We start from the raw sequence: 14387 nt of genomic DNA, 5'->3' as shown, positions 1-14387 counted from the left end.
TTCTTTCTGAACAAGTTACTTTTCACGAATATAAGCACGATCTCCCGTTCGAGGATTGTAGTAAACCCGATAGGTGAATCCGTCTTTGGGATCTATGAAAACTTCAGGTGTAAAAAGAAAGCCGTTTGGAGGGGATTGCGGTGTCGCAGCCCCATCTGTTTTGTAGCGTTTGTCGTAAACGAGATAACCTAGAAGAAGTAGTATAAGGAAGCCTATAACCCACAAGCCGTATACGAGCAAAATAGATAATTCCCCGCTCATAGCCTTCGCGTCCGAACGGCAGTGCCATACGCGACGATTTCGCTCATATTTTGACCAATGTCCCCGCTGTCGAACCGCATCATGACAATCGCATCTCCGCCCATGGCAGCGGCATTCTTGACGAGTCGGTCCATGGCTTGCCTGCGGCCGTCCTCCACCATTTGCGTATATTGCGTGACTTCTCCGCCGATTAATCCTTTCAGAGACGCCATAATATCCCCGCCAATTCCTCGGGCCCGCACAACGACGCCAAAGGTACTTCCCAAAACTTCTGTAACCTCATAACCTGCAATGTTTTCTGTTGTAACTACAATCATGTCGAATCGCTCCTTCAAAGTTGAAATAGATGCTTTTCTACTGGATAAGGATTGGCTATTATTAACTTAGTACGTTAATCACATGAGGGGGTTTCACATTGAACACAGGGACAACGATTGAATTATGGCCAGGAGCTACACAAAACAGTCAAGGTGAGGAAAACCAAGGTTGCCCAAGCTTAACCTTATATCCAGCAGAGGGAGACGGCTTGCGTGCAGCAGTTATTGTATGTCCAGGCGGTGGTTACGGCAGACGTGCCCCTCATGAAGGTGAGCCTATTGCCAAATGGCTGAATGGACTAGGCATATCCGCTTACGTGTTAAACTATCGCGTAGCACCATATAAACATCCTGTTCCCTTGCAAGATGCGCAGCGGGCCATTCGAACTGTGAGACATCATGCCGAGTCATGGGGAGTCGATGCTAACCGCATTGGCATTCTTGGTTTTTCGGCAGGCGGGCATTTGGCCGCAACAGCGGGAACGCACTACGATGCGGGCGATCAGACCTCCGCGGATCCAATTGAACACCACAGCTCCCGTCCGAATCTGATGGTGCTGTGTTATCCGGTTATTTCATTTGGTGTAAACGCGCACCAAGGTTCACGAATTAATTTGATAGGCGCAGACGCTAGTGAAGAATTAGTTAATAATTTAAGCAATGAACTTCAAGTAACGACAGATACGCCGCCAACCTTCTTATGGCACACAGCGGATGATGCAGCGGTTTCGGTTGAAAATAGTTTACTTTTTGCCAGCGCGCTTAGCCGTAATAACATTCCTTTCGACCTGCATGTCTTCGAATCAGGACGACACGGCATTGGAATCGCAGCCGATCATCCAGAAGCGTATGTTTGGCCTGATGTTTGCGCTAATTGGTTGAAAAAGCAGCATTTCGCATGACCAAACTTGCCTACGAATGCCATCCGCTTGGAGACTCAGCGATTGTGATTCGCATAGGTGCAGACATTTCGTTAACGAATCTACATAAGGTCAGGCAAGTAGTGAATTATTTAGAAAATAACTGGCGAGATGGCTTCATTGAGTTAGTCGCCGCTTATACAACCATTACAATTTATTATGATGCATTCCGCATCTATAACTATTCTTCTGACGTTGTGTTAAAAAGTGGGCGAACCAATGGGACAGCAGAATGGCTTCCATATGACGATGTCTTGCAAAGCATTGAGCAGTTATTAGAAGCGTATATGCAGGAAGATAGTGAAGGGTTAGTCGGGAAGTTAGGAGCTATCAGAGAAATTCCAGTCTGTTATGAGGCTGCATTTGGACCTGATCTGGCAGATGTAGCGGAATATCATCAGGTGAGTACGGAAGAAATTGTGTCTTGGCATACTTCTTGTGTGTATCCCGTTTATATGATTGGTTTCGCACCTGGTTTTCCTTATTTGGGCGGGATGGATGAAAGGCTTGCTACACCGCGTAAATCAGTGCCGCGCACACAAATTCCAGCCGGTTCTGTCGGTATTGGCGGGGCTCAGACGGGTATTTATCCTTTTGAAACACCTGGAGGCTGGCAGCTTATCGGTCGAACGCCAATTCGTATGTTTCGTCCGGACAATGTTCCCCCATCTTTACTCAAGGTTGGTGATCAAGTGAAATTTGTGGCGATCACATCTGAGCAGTTTCATGCGTTAGAGGAAGGGAATGCGATTCATGAGCTTTGAGGTCATTAAACCTGGCCTAGTGTCCACCATTCAGGATGAGGGTCGCTATGGTTTTCGCAAACATGGTGTCATTGTGTCTGGACCGATGGATCGGTTTGCACACCGGGCAGCCAATCTGTTGGTTGGTAATGGTCCAGAAGCAGCTACCTTGGAAATGACACTTCAGGGGCCAATTCTAATTGCACAGAGTGATATGCTGCTGGCCATTTGTGGAGCAGACATGGGGGCAGTAGTGGATGGTAGGGCAGCACCCTTATGGCAGCCATTTATACTTTATTCAGGCAATGAGCTGCACCTCCAATATGCAGCCCATGGGTGTAGAGCGTATCTAGCTGTGTATGGTGGGTTCAAGGCGGATTACGTACTCGGAAGTCGCAGCACCTATCAGCGAGCGGCGATTGGTGGATATGAAGGAAGGACAATTCGTGCTGGGGATGTATTGGAAGTAGAGAAGGATGGGCTGGCTTTAGAGGTTGTGAACGAGGTTGAACGAGGCAGCAAGTTTGTGAGTTCAATGATTCGTCCTGACTATCACGACAATCCGATAATACGGATCGTGAAGGGGAAGGAGGCCTCCACATTTACACTTAACAGCTGGTCAAGATTGCTTTCTCAAAGCTTTCTTGTAACCTCACAATCGGATCGAATGGGGTATCGGTTATCGAGTGAACCTAAGCTTGAGCTTGAGTCTGGCTTATCCTACGAAATGATCTCTGAGGCTGTCGTTGCAGGCACGATCCAGGTTCCCTCAAGTGGACAACCCATTCTCTTGATGGCTGATTGTCAAACAACAGGTGGATACCCCCGCATCGGTCACGTAATCACGGCAGATCTGCCGCTGGTGGCGCAGGTGAAGCCAGGTGGACAGCTTCGCTTTCAGGAGGTTACGCATCTTGAAGCACAGGAGCAATTGTTGCTTCAGGCGATGGATCTTAAGGTGATGGGGGCGGGGGTTAAATCTTGGTTAAGGGGTTTGTGAACATTACGAATCCATCGCCGAGGAACCCTGCGAACCCTAAGAAGCTGACTAACTTGACGTACCCGACTAACTTTAAGAACCCTATGAGCCTGACGAGCCCTACCTGCCTCCCCCTTAGCAACTTAACTGGAAAAACTCCAGTTATTTTCGGTGCTTTGTAATGTTTCTGGCATTTAAATGGAAAGACTCCAGTTAATTTCCCTTAAATCATCCAATGGGAAGGAAATGGTTAAAATTAACTGGAGAATATACAGGTAGCTCGTGAATTTGCCCAAATGCTTCCTTGATTAGATGGAGAAAATACAGTTATTTCGTAAATTTACTCAAATGATCTTCAATTATCTGAATGACTCCCATGAAATCTGCCTCACGCGCTCTCCACTCCCACACTCCGATGCACTTTGTAGTGGGTTGAGTAGGTGTAGAGAAGATTGAAATGAGTAAAGAAAGAAATGAGTAAAGAAAGAAATGAGTAAAAGATGAGTGAATAATGAAACAGAGTGTCATTCATCTAAATGGGGAGTGGAATCGTCATGCTGCGCATTGACTTGAATTGTGACTTGGGCGAAGGCTTCGGCGCATATCGCCTCGGCCGCGACGCAGAGCTCCTCGACTACGTCAGCTCCGCCAACATCGCCTGCGGATTCCACGCAGGCGACCCCGCAACCATGCGCAGCACAGTTCAGCTGTGCCTGCGCAAGGGCGTTGCGATCGGGGCCCATCCGGGCCTCCCCGATCTGCAGGGCTTCGGCCGGCGCGAGATCGCGATTACGCCGGCAGAGGCTTACGAGCTGACATTGTATCAGCTCGGGGCGCTGCAGGCGTTCGTCCACGCCGAAGGCGGACGCCTGCAGCACGTCAAGCCGCATGGCGCGCTCTACCACATGGCTGCGAAGCGCAATGAGATAGCCGCCGCGATTGCGGCTGCAACGGCCAGCGTCAGCACGGAGCTGACGCTGTATGGCCCGCCTGGCAGCGAGCTGCTGCGGGCGGGCACCGCTGCGGGGCTGCGGACCGCGAGCGAGGCTTTCGCGGACCGCAGCTACCAGCGGGACGGCTCTTTGACGCCCCGCGATCAGGCGGGGGCGCTGCTTGAGAGCGCCGCCGAGGCTGCGGCGCAGGTGGAGCGGCTTGTCCGCGAAGGCAAGGTCCTCTCCCTTACGGGGGAGGACCTGAGCATGCGTGCGGACACGATCTGTATCCACGGCGATGGGGTGCACGCCGTGGAGTTCGCGCGCGATATCCGCGCGCTGTTAGAGCGAGGCGGCATCGCAGTGATGCCGCTGGGGACCTAGCGAATTCGCTAGGTCTTTTTATATCCCTCATGCTCTCCCCCTCATCACGAGTAACTCACCAAGCAACATTCCCATCAAGTCGATACATAACTCCGGTAATTCAAACTTCGCTACCAGCCAGTACTAATTACTTGTGCTGAGACTGCCACTTTCGACGACTCTGAGTGAGTTTGATGCTGCTTGACTGCTGAGCCTTCAGTAATCGACGTCTCATGAAGGAATCGCATCATTTCAGACTAGTTTGTTATCGGAGACTGCCACTTTCGACGGCTCAGAGTGAGTTTGATGCTGCTTGACTGCTGAGCCTTCAATAATCGACGTCCCATGAAGGAATCGCGTCATTTCAGACTAGTTTGTTATCGGAGGCCGCCACTTTCGACGTCTGATGAGGAGAATCGCATTCCAGACTATAATACATGGTGCTCATTCAGTTGACACAGGGTTCTCACTCCGCCCCTCACCTGAGATTAAAGGGGGAGATTCCCCACTCATAAGGAAAGAATCCCTATAACCATTCTTTCACTTGAGACCAGCTCCGCAATATGAGTTAATAGGTATGTAGCCGGCCGGCTTCAATGCCTTCGGAAAGGAGTGATCAAGGTGATTACAACGCAAACAGAGGTGGTCTCTGCGTAAGCAGAGATCACTGTTCCAAGCGGGGGCCCTAGGCCCTCGCATAACTTTAACATACGAGTAGACAGCGAGAAGCTTTTTACATATAATGAGAAATGTGAACACGAAGTGAACACAACAATAAACTACGGTGAAGGGAGTGCTTTATAAATGAACACAATGACAATGACAGTAGCGATGAATGTTGCGGCCGCCGCAGAGGTACTCGTCTCCTAACTGAATATCATTCGTGGAATAACCGTTCACCTGAATTGTATAATTGCATATACAACCGACAGGCACGATTATGATCGTGTTTTTTTTATTCCATTTTTGAGAATGGTAGGAGGTTAAGGGGCGATGAAGATACTCTCTGCAAATCAGTCAAAGTTAAGCTTTGCACAATTTGAGGAGGTTTTCATCCATGAGTTACAAGAACGGGAAAGATGTTCTTCCCCCTAACCTATTAAAACAATTACAAGAATATATCCAAGGCGAAATCGTCTATATCCCTAAAAAAGAGCAGAAACGTGCTGGCTGGGGAGAAAATAACGGCACTCGCATCATCATTGAGCGGAGAAATCGTGAGATTTTCCGTTTGTATCAAACGGGTTCAACGGTGTTGGAGCTGATCAAGGTGTTTCATTTGTCCGAAGACAGCATCCGCAAAATTATCGTCAAAACACGTGAATTAACAGCCAATCAGGCATAGCAGCAGCATCCATCGTGATGCTGCTTTTTTTTTGTAGGAAATCCTAGTTTACATGCCGAAATTATTCATACGGAGGATGTAAATGTATTGGAGGAACAGCGAGATGATATCTGTATTTGTATATGGCACGTTACTGGTGGGGGAAAGCAATCATCATGTTGTCTCACCGTATTTACTGGAAGTGCAACCTGGCACGATCTATGGACGTTTATATGATGTAGGGCCTTATCCTGCGTTAGTACTTACAAACGATGAAGATAATGTTGAAGGGGAATGGATTGAAGTAACTGAAGAAGGATTGGCTGCTATGGACATTTTGGAAACGTATTATGGTCCAGGCCATGCGGACAATGAATACGAGCGGATTTGGGTAAAAGACGCCATTTTGGAGAAGGAAGGTTGGGTGTATTGTTATCCAAATCCGCGTGGACTTCCTGCTATTCACGGCTCCTCTTGGAAATATCACCTGCACAATAAGTAGGCGTGACCTTATTCGAGTTTTTCCGACATTTTCCTATCTTGGCCTCAGATATGATGCTATAATTAGTACTAATTTATGGACTCGAGGAGAGAGAACATGTCAGCTTACAAAATTTTGCTAGCCGATGATGAATTGGCACTTCGCTTTCTACTGACGGAGACGTTATCGGATGAGGGATACGTCATCACCGAGGTTGAGGATGGTCAACAAGCGATTGAGCAGCTCAGCAAGGAAGCCTACGATTTAATTATTCTGGATTACATGATGCCGGAGCGTACGGGCGTAGAGGTGTGCTCCTGGTTGAGACAAAGTGATAATGTGAACAAGGACTTGCCGGTGATTTTGCTGACAGCCAAAGCGCTGGAGAAGGATAAAGAGAAAGCGAAGGCAGCGGGTGTTACCACATACATTGTAAAGCCTTTCAGTCCACTTCAATTATTAGATACCATCGGGCAGCTCTTGCAACGCTAGGTTGGATATAGATTCGCTAGGATCAGTTAGATTAAGCTTATAAAGGGTGATTGTCTGCTATGAGCCACAGAAATATAGAGAGAGCCAAAGATTCAGCTTCTGAATCCGATCGTGATGCAAGAATCCTTAAACAAGGAAGAAAGCTGTTTATTCGTGAATATGATAAGCAACTGCAGCAGTTGCAGTCCTTGCTGACAGCGGTTCAGATGAAGCCAATCCTTGAGGATTTGCAACAATGCTATCGGATTGCACATACACTCAAAGGTAGTGCGCCAGTCTTTGGTTATTTGAGAATTGGTAAATTAGCAGAAGACATGGTGCGGAAATGGGAATGGACTTTAGCCATTGAGAAGCAAAACAATGAGTTGCTTCTTTCGACGAGCCCTGTACATGAAAGCATTGAACGAACGGTTGAATTATTACTTGAGTTGAAAATGGAATTGGATATCGGTTTAACGGAAATTCAGATGGATGAGGAAACGGATCCTGTTACAGGCTCCATGCTTCGAGCGCTCAAAAGTCGTATTTTGCTCGTTGATGATGACGATGCGCTACGATCTTATTTGACTAGACGACTGCAACTTGATGATTGTGTCGTTGATGAAGCTGCTGATGTGGAGTCAGCGAAAAGATTACTGCGTGAGCATACGTACGATCTGGTTACGCTAGATCTTATGATGTACCCGCAGTCAGGCTATGAGCTATTTGACTTTCTCAAAGAAGATCCTACTCTGAAATGGCTGCCGCTTATCGTGCTATCTGGTCGTGACGATATCAGCGATAAAGTTCGTTGTTTCCATTTAGGGGCGGATGATTATGTGACGAAGCCATTTCAGTATGAAGAATTGGCGGCGCGCATCTACGGACTCCTCAAGCGGACCCGGAATTTCGAACAGTTGGCCTTCAGAGACCCGCTGACAGGTGTGTTTAATCGCCGTTATTTTGATCTGCAGATTGGATTAGAGTTGCAGCGTATCGAGCGCTATCCAGCGCCAATTTCACTCGTGTTTATCGATATTGACAGTTTCAAAAACGTCAATGATACGTATGGACATCACGTAGGGGATTTGGTGCTCCAAGGCTTGGCTCATTTGATGCAAGTCAATCTGCGTTCGACAGATTTATTGGCACGGTTTGGTGGTGAAGAGTTTGTAATCGCACTTCCGAATACGACGGTCGATCAAGCTAGGTCTATCATGCAAGACGTTTTGGATAAAGTTCGTGTGAAGCCAGTAGCACAGAATGAGGGTCAAACGTTCTCGATTACGTTCTCAGCTGGAGTAGCGGAATGGCAGGCAGGGATCACAATTGCAGAGTGGGTAGCGAAAGCAGACGATGCGATGTATCAAGCGAAGCAGCAAGGCAAGAATCGCATTGTTCTGGCTGATCTAGAAGATGAGGGTGCACAATTCACGAAGCTGGTTGCCCATGCGAATGCCCAGCTGCAGAAGAAAAAGCTCTTGATCGTTGACGATGATCCGATTCTCAGAGCGATTCTGATTTCGCAATTGGAGCACTTGCCAATTGTGATTACGCAGGTTTCTGATGGTGAAGCCGCATGGCAGCTATTGAGTGATCATGTCTTCGATGCTTGTATTTTGGATGGTATCTTGCCTGGACTTGATGGTTTTACGATCTTAGAGAAGCTCAAGACGGATACGAATGCGCGATCCAAGGATCTGAAGGTACTGATGCTTTCTGGTAAGAAGAAGGAAGCGGATGTGGCGAAAGGTCTGCTAATGGGAGCCGATGATTATATGACGAAGCCATTCTCACTCGTGGAGCTGGAGAATCGTGTCAAACAGTTAATGAAACTTGATTAAGAAAGGAGGGGCTATGTCCTCTCCTTTTTTGCATTTTCGTCACATGAACGTTATCTAGGGTTCAATTTCCTTTGAAGGAGGTTTGCGACTCCAGCACTTTCTGATACAGTAGGATGATAGATGAAGATACATATGAAGGAGCAAGATCAATGTCGGATAAAGACAATCTGGTACGTTTTGGAATTTCGATGCCGCAATCTCTAATCGAGCAATTCGACCGGTTGATTGCTTTACAAGGGTATGATAATCGCTCGGAAGCGATTCGTGATCTGGCGCGCAAGGCGCTTTTGACCTCAAGCAGTATGCAGCCAACAGAAATGGTCGCGGGCACCATTGTTATGGTATATGACCACGATAGCCGTGATTTGCCGATCACGCTAATGGATCTTCAGCATGACTACCATCATGCCATTATTTCAACGATGCATATCCATTTAAACCATCAGCAATGCTTGGAAATTCTCGTTGTTCGTGGTGAAGTGCAGAAGCTTCGAGAGCTGCAGCAACGTATACAAGTGTTAAAAGGTGTTGCCTACGCGGAGCTGTCTGTTACACATGTGGACGAGCATAGTCAAAGTCACGGACACAGTCATCATCATGGGCATCATCACGTTCATGATAAGGCGGAGACGGAGTAGTGGAATTCGTAGTTCGTCTGTTTTTTTGCTAAAATAAAGGATATGGAGGTGCGTTATGTCGGAGAAGAGATGGTTTTCTTTGGAAGAAGCTAATCATTTATTGCCGTTTGTTGATCAGGAATTGAAGAAGATGCAAGCCTTGAAGCGTGAATTTGAGGATAAATATATGGAGTTACGTCATAAAAAGAATGAATATGCTGAGAAGCCTAGCACGGAAAAGGATCCCTTTTTCGTCATGGAAGCCGCGTTGGAATTTCTTCAAATTGAAGCGCGTGGACTCATTCAAAGCTTTCAAAAAACAGGAATTGAGCTGAAGGATATCGATACAGGACTTGTTGATTTCCCGGCTGTCATGAATGGACAAGAAGTGTTGCTGTGTTGGAAGCAAGGAGAGGATCAGATTCGTTATTATCACGGAGAGCAAGATGGGTTTGCTGGCCGTAGACCGATAGCGGATTAGGGGTTACTGATGATGGGATTATTACAACAACGAAGAAAAATGTGGTTTCTACGATTGCCGATGGGCTTGATTGCTGTGTTAGCGATCATGCTTATGAGTGCTGTCTTTGTGCCCCAATCCGTCTCTGCGCATGCTTCATTAGTTGAAGCGACACCAGAAGCGGGAGCAAAGCTTGAAAGCTCGCCAGCAGTGGTGTCCGTCACGTTCAATGAACAATTAGACAGCGGACTCTTTTATATTAAAGTTTATGATCATAGCGGAGCTGAGATAACGAATCGCAAAGCGGTAATGAATAAGGATCAAATGGGGATCAAGCTGGATGTGCCGAAGTTGGCAGAAGGCGTGTATTTGATTAGTTATCATGTCATCTCAGCAGATGGTCATCCTGTGGGTGGAAGTTATCCGATCACGGTTGGGAATCCGCCTCAGGAGGATCTACTTGATGTACCATCCGCTCATACGGGGCACGATCACAGCGCAGGGCCGCTAACAACCAAGGGGTTGCTGCAATACGCTTCCCGCGGCTTATGGTTTCTGATGCTGTTGGCCTTGACGGGTTGGGCATTCTGGTTACGATTGGTGAAAACCCAAGGCGAAGAAGCTCAGAAATCGCTCTCTGCTTGGTCGCTCAATCTGCAACGCGGACATGTTGTTGCCCTATTGTTGCTCATTTTCACGCATATCGAGGATCTGTTGGGCGGAGGCGGTGTGGATGAAATATGGCAGCTGCTAAGCGCGACCAATATCGGGATTTCTTGGGTACTGCTTCTTGTCTTATCGTTCATAGGCTTTGTAATACTGGGCAGGGCAGCATGGTTGGATGTGAGTTGGGCATTGGCTCTTCTGGCAGTCAAAAGCTTCAGTGGCCACGCAGCCTCCTTCTCACCTTTGTGGGCGACGATTGGGCTCGATTTTATTCATCTCGTAGCCGCAGCTTGTTGGGTTGGCGGATTAATTCTCCTGTATGTAAAATGGCGCCATAACAAAACGGGGCTAGGTAGTTATATGCAGAAGTTTTCCAAATTCGCACTGATCTCGATCCTCGTATTAACCGTTTCAGGGATCCTTTCAGTATTGCTATTCTTACCCAATCTGCGTTACTTAACGTACACAACGTGGGGAATTCTCCTGCTTGTGAAGGTAGGCGTAGTGGTGCTTGTCGCCGTGCTGGGGTTCGTGATTCGGCTCTTCCTACGCAAAAAGCAAGTCAATCAATCGATCGTTTGGGTCAAGCTAGATCTATCACTAATGGTCATCATTGTTGTGCTTGTCGGACTGCTTACCTATATGGCACCCATCCCTGCTAATGAGCCGCTTCAGTGGCATCAGATGGGAGAGAAGGTCCATGTTTCGGTCGATATTACGCCTAAAATTCCAGGCAATAACAGCTTCGTCGCCAAAGTATGGCTGCCTGAAAAGTCAGGTCAACCTAAGCAGGTTCTCTTGATTTTGCATTATAAGGACGATAAAGAGATTGCACCGATTTCTATCCCATTAACGATCTATACAGATAATAAGGAAGAGGAGTCCTACGGTTTTGCTAAATTTAGTTACAAATCGGAAGGGCCTTACCTACCTTTTAGAGGCAATTGGGAATTAGAAATGCGCGTCATGGATACGGAAGATAATGAGACGGTGTATACCAAAGACTTCATTGTGTACTAATTTTGAAAAGGTAGATTGACGATGCGAGGAGGATAACCATGGCTTGGGTTCAAATCCTAGATAAAGACCATCTCTCCGTTAAACTCGATGACAAAGATGATTCCGCTCTAATTGAAGTTAATGACGGCGGCATTTCACCGAACTATGTGACGATTCGACTAAATGAGCACGAAGTGGATGAATTGATAGAAGCCCTCCAACGTATCAAGCAATCGATGCAATAAGGGTATACACATAAGAAAGAACCTTCCCCAAGACTTAACGATAGTCGGATGGGAAGGTTCTTTTTTGTACGCATGGAGGAAGCCGGGTTAAAACATGCTCCAATCGAACTCCTGCGACAGAATGCCAAGCAGATGCACTCCTGCCGTGCTGTTGCCTTTACGGTTCAGTGCGGGTCCAACGATGCCAATGCCGTATTGTCCCGGCACCATCGTCAGGATGCTGCCGGACACACCGCTCTTTGCAGGCAGCCCGACATTCATGGCAAATTCACCAGAGGCATTGTACATCCCACAGGTAAACATGAAGGTCTTAGCAATTTGCACGAAGCGCCGCGGGATAAGACGTTGCTTGCGGATCGGATCTACGCCGTTATGAGCGAGAACAAGCGCCATTCTGGCTAGATCCGTGCAATTCACCTCGATGGAGCAGTGGCTGAAGTACACACGGAGGACATCGTCAACTTCCTTGTCCAAGACACCGTTATCCTTGAGGAAATAAGCTAAAGAACGATTGCGGTGAGCGGTATCTGACTCAGATTTGAACACATTTTGATTAATGGAGAGCGAAGGGTTATCTGCAATATCCCTGAAGAAATGCAGGATACGTTCGACCTGTTCATCCGTACTATTCCCCGCGATTAGCGAAGAGATCGCAATCGCTCCGGCATTAATAAGCGGATTGAATGGGATGCCTGGCTCGATAAGCTCGAGCTTCAACATCGAGTTGAAGTCATCGCCAGTCGGCTCCATTCCAACTTTGGAGAATACAACGTCTTCGCCATTATCCATGAGTGCAAGAATGAGTGAAAAAACTTTGGAAATGCTTTGCAAGGTGAAGCGAAAGTTAGAATCACCGGATAGGATTGTTTGCCCTTCGATATCTATGATGCATAAACCGAGAATATCCCCAGAAGCGTTAGCTAGCTCAGGAATATAGGAAGCGACATGACCTTCTGACGTATGCGTTTTGCTAACCGTAACCCATTCGTCGATGTGGCTATGAAGCTTCTTCCAGGTTTCATCGTGCTGTTGGTGAGGCATGGCGAAGTCAGTCCTTCCTCTTCTTTAGGCTTTCCAAGCTTGCGGATGATTGTCACTAATCAGCTCTGTTGCTGCTGCATTCGCAATGACTTGTTCTGGGTTTTTGCAGCCTGGAATAACGGATGTAACCGCGTCATGCTTCAAGCACCAAGCCAGTGCCCACTTGGCCATATCCATGCCTTCTGGCACTTCGTTTTGCTGAATACGTTGAACTTCCTCTAGCTTCTGTCTCACGCTGTCAGCATCGTGGCGATGCCGAACGTCCGTGTTACTAAATACGGCGCCTGGTTTATATTTACCGCTTAGATAGCCACTGGCTAATGGTACACGTGCGAGTACACCGAGGTCTTGATCGATACAAGATTGGAAAACCTGATCTTCCGGCGCGCGATCCAGACGGTTGTAGACAACTTGAATCGCTTTGGAATTCACCTTTGTGGATGCAGCAGTCTGATGAATATTGGCATTGCTGCCGATCGACGTGCCTAGGTGGCGGATTTTGCCAGCTTGTACTTGTTTATCAAGGGTCGTCCATAGATCATCATTATCGAATAAGGCATCAGGTCCGGAATGGAATTGGTATAAGTCAATGTAATCGGTATGTAAAGCTTGAAGAGATGCGTCAAGCTGCTTAATGACGGCTTCGGCACTAAACTCATCAGTTCGTGTGAACAAGTCATGGAAATGATGCCCGAATTTTGTCGCTACAACCCACTTATCGCGGTCGCGGCGGGATAAATAATTACCGATAAATGACTCGGAAAGGTGATCACCATAGCATTCTGCCGTATCAATTAAGTTGATACCAAGCTCTGCAGCTTGATCCAAAATCGCGTCCGCTTCTGCTTGTGTATAGGTTAATCCCCACTCACCGCCGAATTGCCAAGTACCAACACCAACGATGGAAACTTTCAGATCTGTTTTGCCAAGTCTACGATATTTCATGTTATGCACTCTCCTTATTTAAGGTATCAAATTCATTATACAACAACATTTTATTTTTCCACATTAGATCGTATAGTTTTCGGTTCCCGAAAACATCTTGCTAATTGGCGATATAAACAACCTTTCAAACGCGGTCGCTCATCCTCGAATGACTTCGATAAGAGTTTATCTCAGTTTAATGTAAGCTTTTCATAAATGGGTTACTGTGTAAATAAGAGTAATTTAAGGAGAAAGGATGTTGTTTCTATTGTTCAAAAAATATGTGCTAGGCCTATTGAAAGAATGGGGGCCTACTATAGCGTTTGCAATTATTATCGCGCTTGTCGTTAATACCTATGTTGCGCAAGCAATGACAGTTCCAACCGGTTCGATGCTGCCTACTATTCAATTACAAGATGAGCTGATTGTTGAGAAAATGAAGCCTTTAACCGACTTCGAATTCGGCGATATCGTTGTGTTTTGGCCCCCAATCGAGGGGAATGAGGATCGCTATGTGAAGCGTTTGATTGGATTGCCTGGTGATACGATTGAAGTCAAAGATGGAGCTTTATATAGGAACGGAGCTAAAGTAGACGAGCCCTATATCCAAGCGCCTATGATATATACTTTTCATCAAGTGACTGTGCCCGAAGGGAAATACTTCTTCTTAGGCGATAATCGTAACGACAGCTATGATTCTCATTTGTGGCCGGCAACACCTTTTGTAGCTGAAAAAGATATTATCGGCAAAGCCGTATTTCGCATTTTCCCTCTCAGTCAAATGGGGACCATTGATTAAC

17 protein-coding genes are annotated in these 14387 nt (G+C 46.9%); 13 read left to right on the top strand and 4 right to left on the bottom strand.

Annotated features, from left to right (window positions below; genetic code table 11):
- Window positions 1-15: 15 nt before the first annotated feature.
- The gene (locus L6I86_RS19160; protein WP_236289640.1) at window positions 16-261 is read right to left on the bottom strand and encodes an HD family phosphohydrolase; all 246 of its coding nucleotides are present in this window, start codon (window positions 259-261) and stop codon (window positions 16-18) included.
- Window positions 258-578, bottom strand: a complete 321-nt coding sequence (locus L6I86_RS19155; RefSeq protein WP_171630093.1) for a YbjQ family protein — start codon at window positions 576-578, stop codon at window positions 258-260. Before L6I86_RS19155 ends, L6I86_RS19160 begins: the two co-directional genes overlap by 4 nt.
- Before the next feature lie 98 nt (window positions 579-676).
- Here L6I86_RS19155 and L6I86_RS19150 point away from each other — a divergent pair, with 98 nt between their 5' ends.
- The 12 genes from L6I86_RS19150 to L6I86_RS19095 all read left to right on the top strand — a co-directional run bounded on the left by L6I86_RS19150 (window position 677) and on the right by L6I86_RS19095 (window position 11622).
- Window positions 677-1480, top strand: a complete 804-nt coding sequence (locus L6I86_RS19150; protein WP_236289638.1) for an alpha/beta hydrolase — start codon at window positions 677-679, stop codon at window positions 1478-1480.
- Window positions 1477-2262, top strand: coding sequence for a 5-oxoprolinase subunit PxpB (gene pxpB, locus L6I86_RS19145; protein ID WP_236289636.1), 786 nt, complete (start codon window positions 1477-1479; stop codon window positions 2260-2262). Before L6I86_RS19150 ends, pxpB begins: the two co-directional genes overlap by 4 nt.
- The gene (locus L6I86_RS19140) at window positions 2252-3241 is read left to right on the top strand and encodes a 5-oxoprolinase subunit C family protein (RefSeq protein WP_236289634.1); all 990 of its coding nucleotides are present in this window, start codon (window positions 2252-2254) and stop codon (window positions 3239-3241) included. Before pxpB ends, L6I86_RS19140 begins: the two co-directional genes overlap by 11 nt.
- Before the next feature lie 533 nt (window positions 3242-3774).
- Window positions 3775-4536, top strand: coding sequence for a LamB/YcsF family protein (locus tag L6I86_RS19135; protein ID WP_236289632.1), 762 nt, complete (start codon window positions 3775-3777; stop codon window positions 4534-4536).
- A gap of 1036 nt (window positions 4537-5572) precedes the next feature.
- Window positions 5573-5860 (top strand): CD3324 family protein, encoded by a 288-nt coding sequence (locus L6I86_RS19130; protein ID WP_028556449.1) that lies wholly within the window; start codon window positions 5573-5575, stop codon window positions 5858-5860.
- Between the two features lie 103 nt (window positions 5861-5963).
- Window positions 5964-6341 carry a gamma-glutamylcyclotransferase family protein gene (locus L6I86_RS19125; protein ID WP_236289631.1) on the top strand — a complete coding sequence of 126 codons (378 nt, stop codon included), beginning with the start codon at window positions 5964-5966 and terminating at the stop codon, window positions 6339-6341.
- 96 nt (window positions 6342-6437) lie between these two features.
- Window positions 6438-6812 carry a response regulator gene (locus L6I86_RS19120; RefSeq protein ID WP_056609356.1) on the top strand — a complete coding sequence of 125 codons (375 nt, stop codon included), beginning with the start codon at window positions 6438-6440 and terminating at the stop codon, window positions 6810-6812.
- Window positions 6813-6871: 59 nt separating this feature from the next.
- Entirely contained in the window at window positions 6872-8635 is a 1764-nt protein-coding gene (locus tag L6I86_RS19115) for a diguanylate cyclase (protein ID WP_236289629.1), read from the top strand.
- A 149-nt stretch (window positions 8636-8784) separates the two neighbouring features.
- Window positions 8785-9273, top strand: a complete 489-nt coding sequence (gene nikR / locus L6I86_RS19110; RefSeq protein WP_056609640.1) for a nickel-responsive transcriptional regulator NikR — start codon at window positions 8785-8787, stop codon at window positions 9271-9273.
- A gap of 55 nt (window positions 9274-9328) precedes the next feature.
- On the top strand, window positions 9329-9733 hold the full coding sequence (locus L6I86_RS19105) for a DUF2203 domain-containing protein (protein WP_236289628.1): 405 nt from the start codon (window positions 9329-9331) through the stop codon (window positions 9731-9733).
- 12 nt (window positions 9734-9745) lie between these two features.
- Window positions 9746-11398 carry a copper resistance CopC/CopD family protein gene (locus tag L6I86_RS19100; protein ID WP_236289626.1) on the top strand — a complete coding sequence of 551 codons (1653 nt, stop codon included), beginning with the start codon at window positions 9746-9748 and terminating at the stop codon, window positions 11396-11398.
- A gap of 38 nt (window positions 11399-11436) precedes the next feature.
- Window positions 11437-11622 (top strand): hypothetical protein, encoded by a 186-nt coding sequence (locus tag L6I86_RS19095; protein WP_236289624.1) that lies wholly within the window; start codon window positions 11437-11439, stop codon window positions 11620-11622.
- Window positions 11623-11709: 87 nt separating this feature from the next.
- On the opposite strand, the gene glsA is transcribed toward L6I86_RS19095, so the two are convergent.
- Window positions 11710-12663 carry a glutaminase A gene (gene glsA, locus L6I86_RS19090; protein ID WP_236289623.1) on the bottom strand — a complete coding sequence of 318 codons (954 nt, stop codon included), beginning with the start codon at window positions 12661-12663 and terminating at the stop codon, window positions 11710-11712.
- A gap of 24 nt (window positions 12664-12687) precedes the next feature.
- The gene (locus tag L6I86_RS19085) at window positions 12688-13608 is read right to left on the bottom strand and encodes an aldo/keto reductase (protein WP_236289621.1); all 921 of its coding nucleotides are present in this window, start codon (window positions 13606-13608) and stop codon (window positions 12688-12690) included.
- Between the two features lie 238 nt (window positions 13609-13846).
- On the opposite strand from L6I86_RS19085, the gene lepB reads away from it, so the two are divergent.
- On the top strand, window positions 13847-14386 hold the full coding sequence (gene lepB / locus L6I86_RS19080; RefSeq protein WP_236289619.1) for a signal peptidase I: 540 nt from the start codon (window positions 13847-13849) through the stop codon (window positions 14384-14386).
- Window position 14387: the final 1 nt, after the last annotated feature.

Origin of the sequence: Paenibacillus allorhizoplanae (assembly GCF_927798215.1) — a bacterium.
In the GTDB taxonomy this organism is placed as follows: Bacteria; Bacillota; Bacilli; order Paenibacillales; family NBRC-103111; genus Paenibacillus_E; species Paenibacillus_E allorhizoplanae.
Note: the sequence above shows the minus strand (reverse complement) of the source record. Positions and strands in the feature narration are given on the sequence as shown.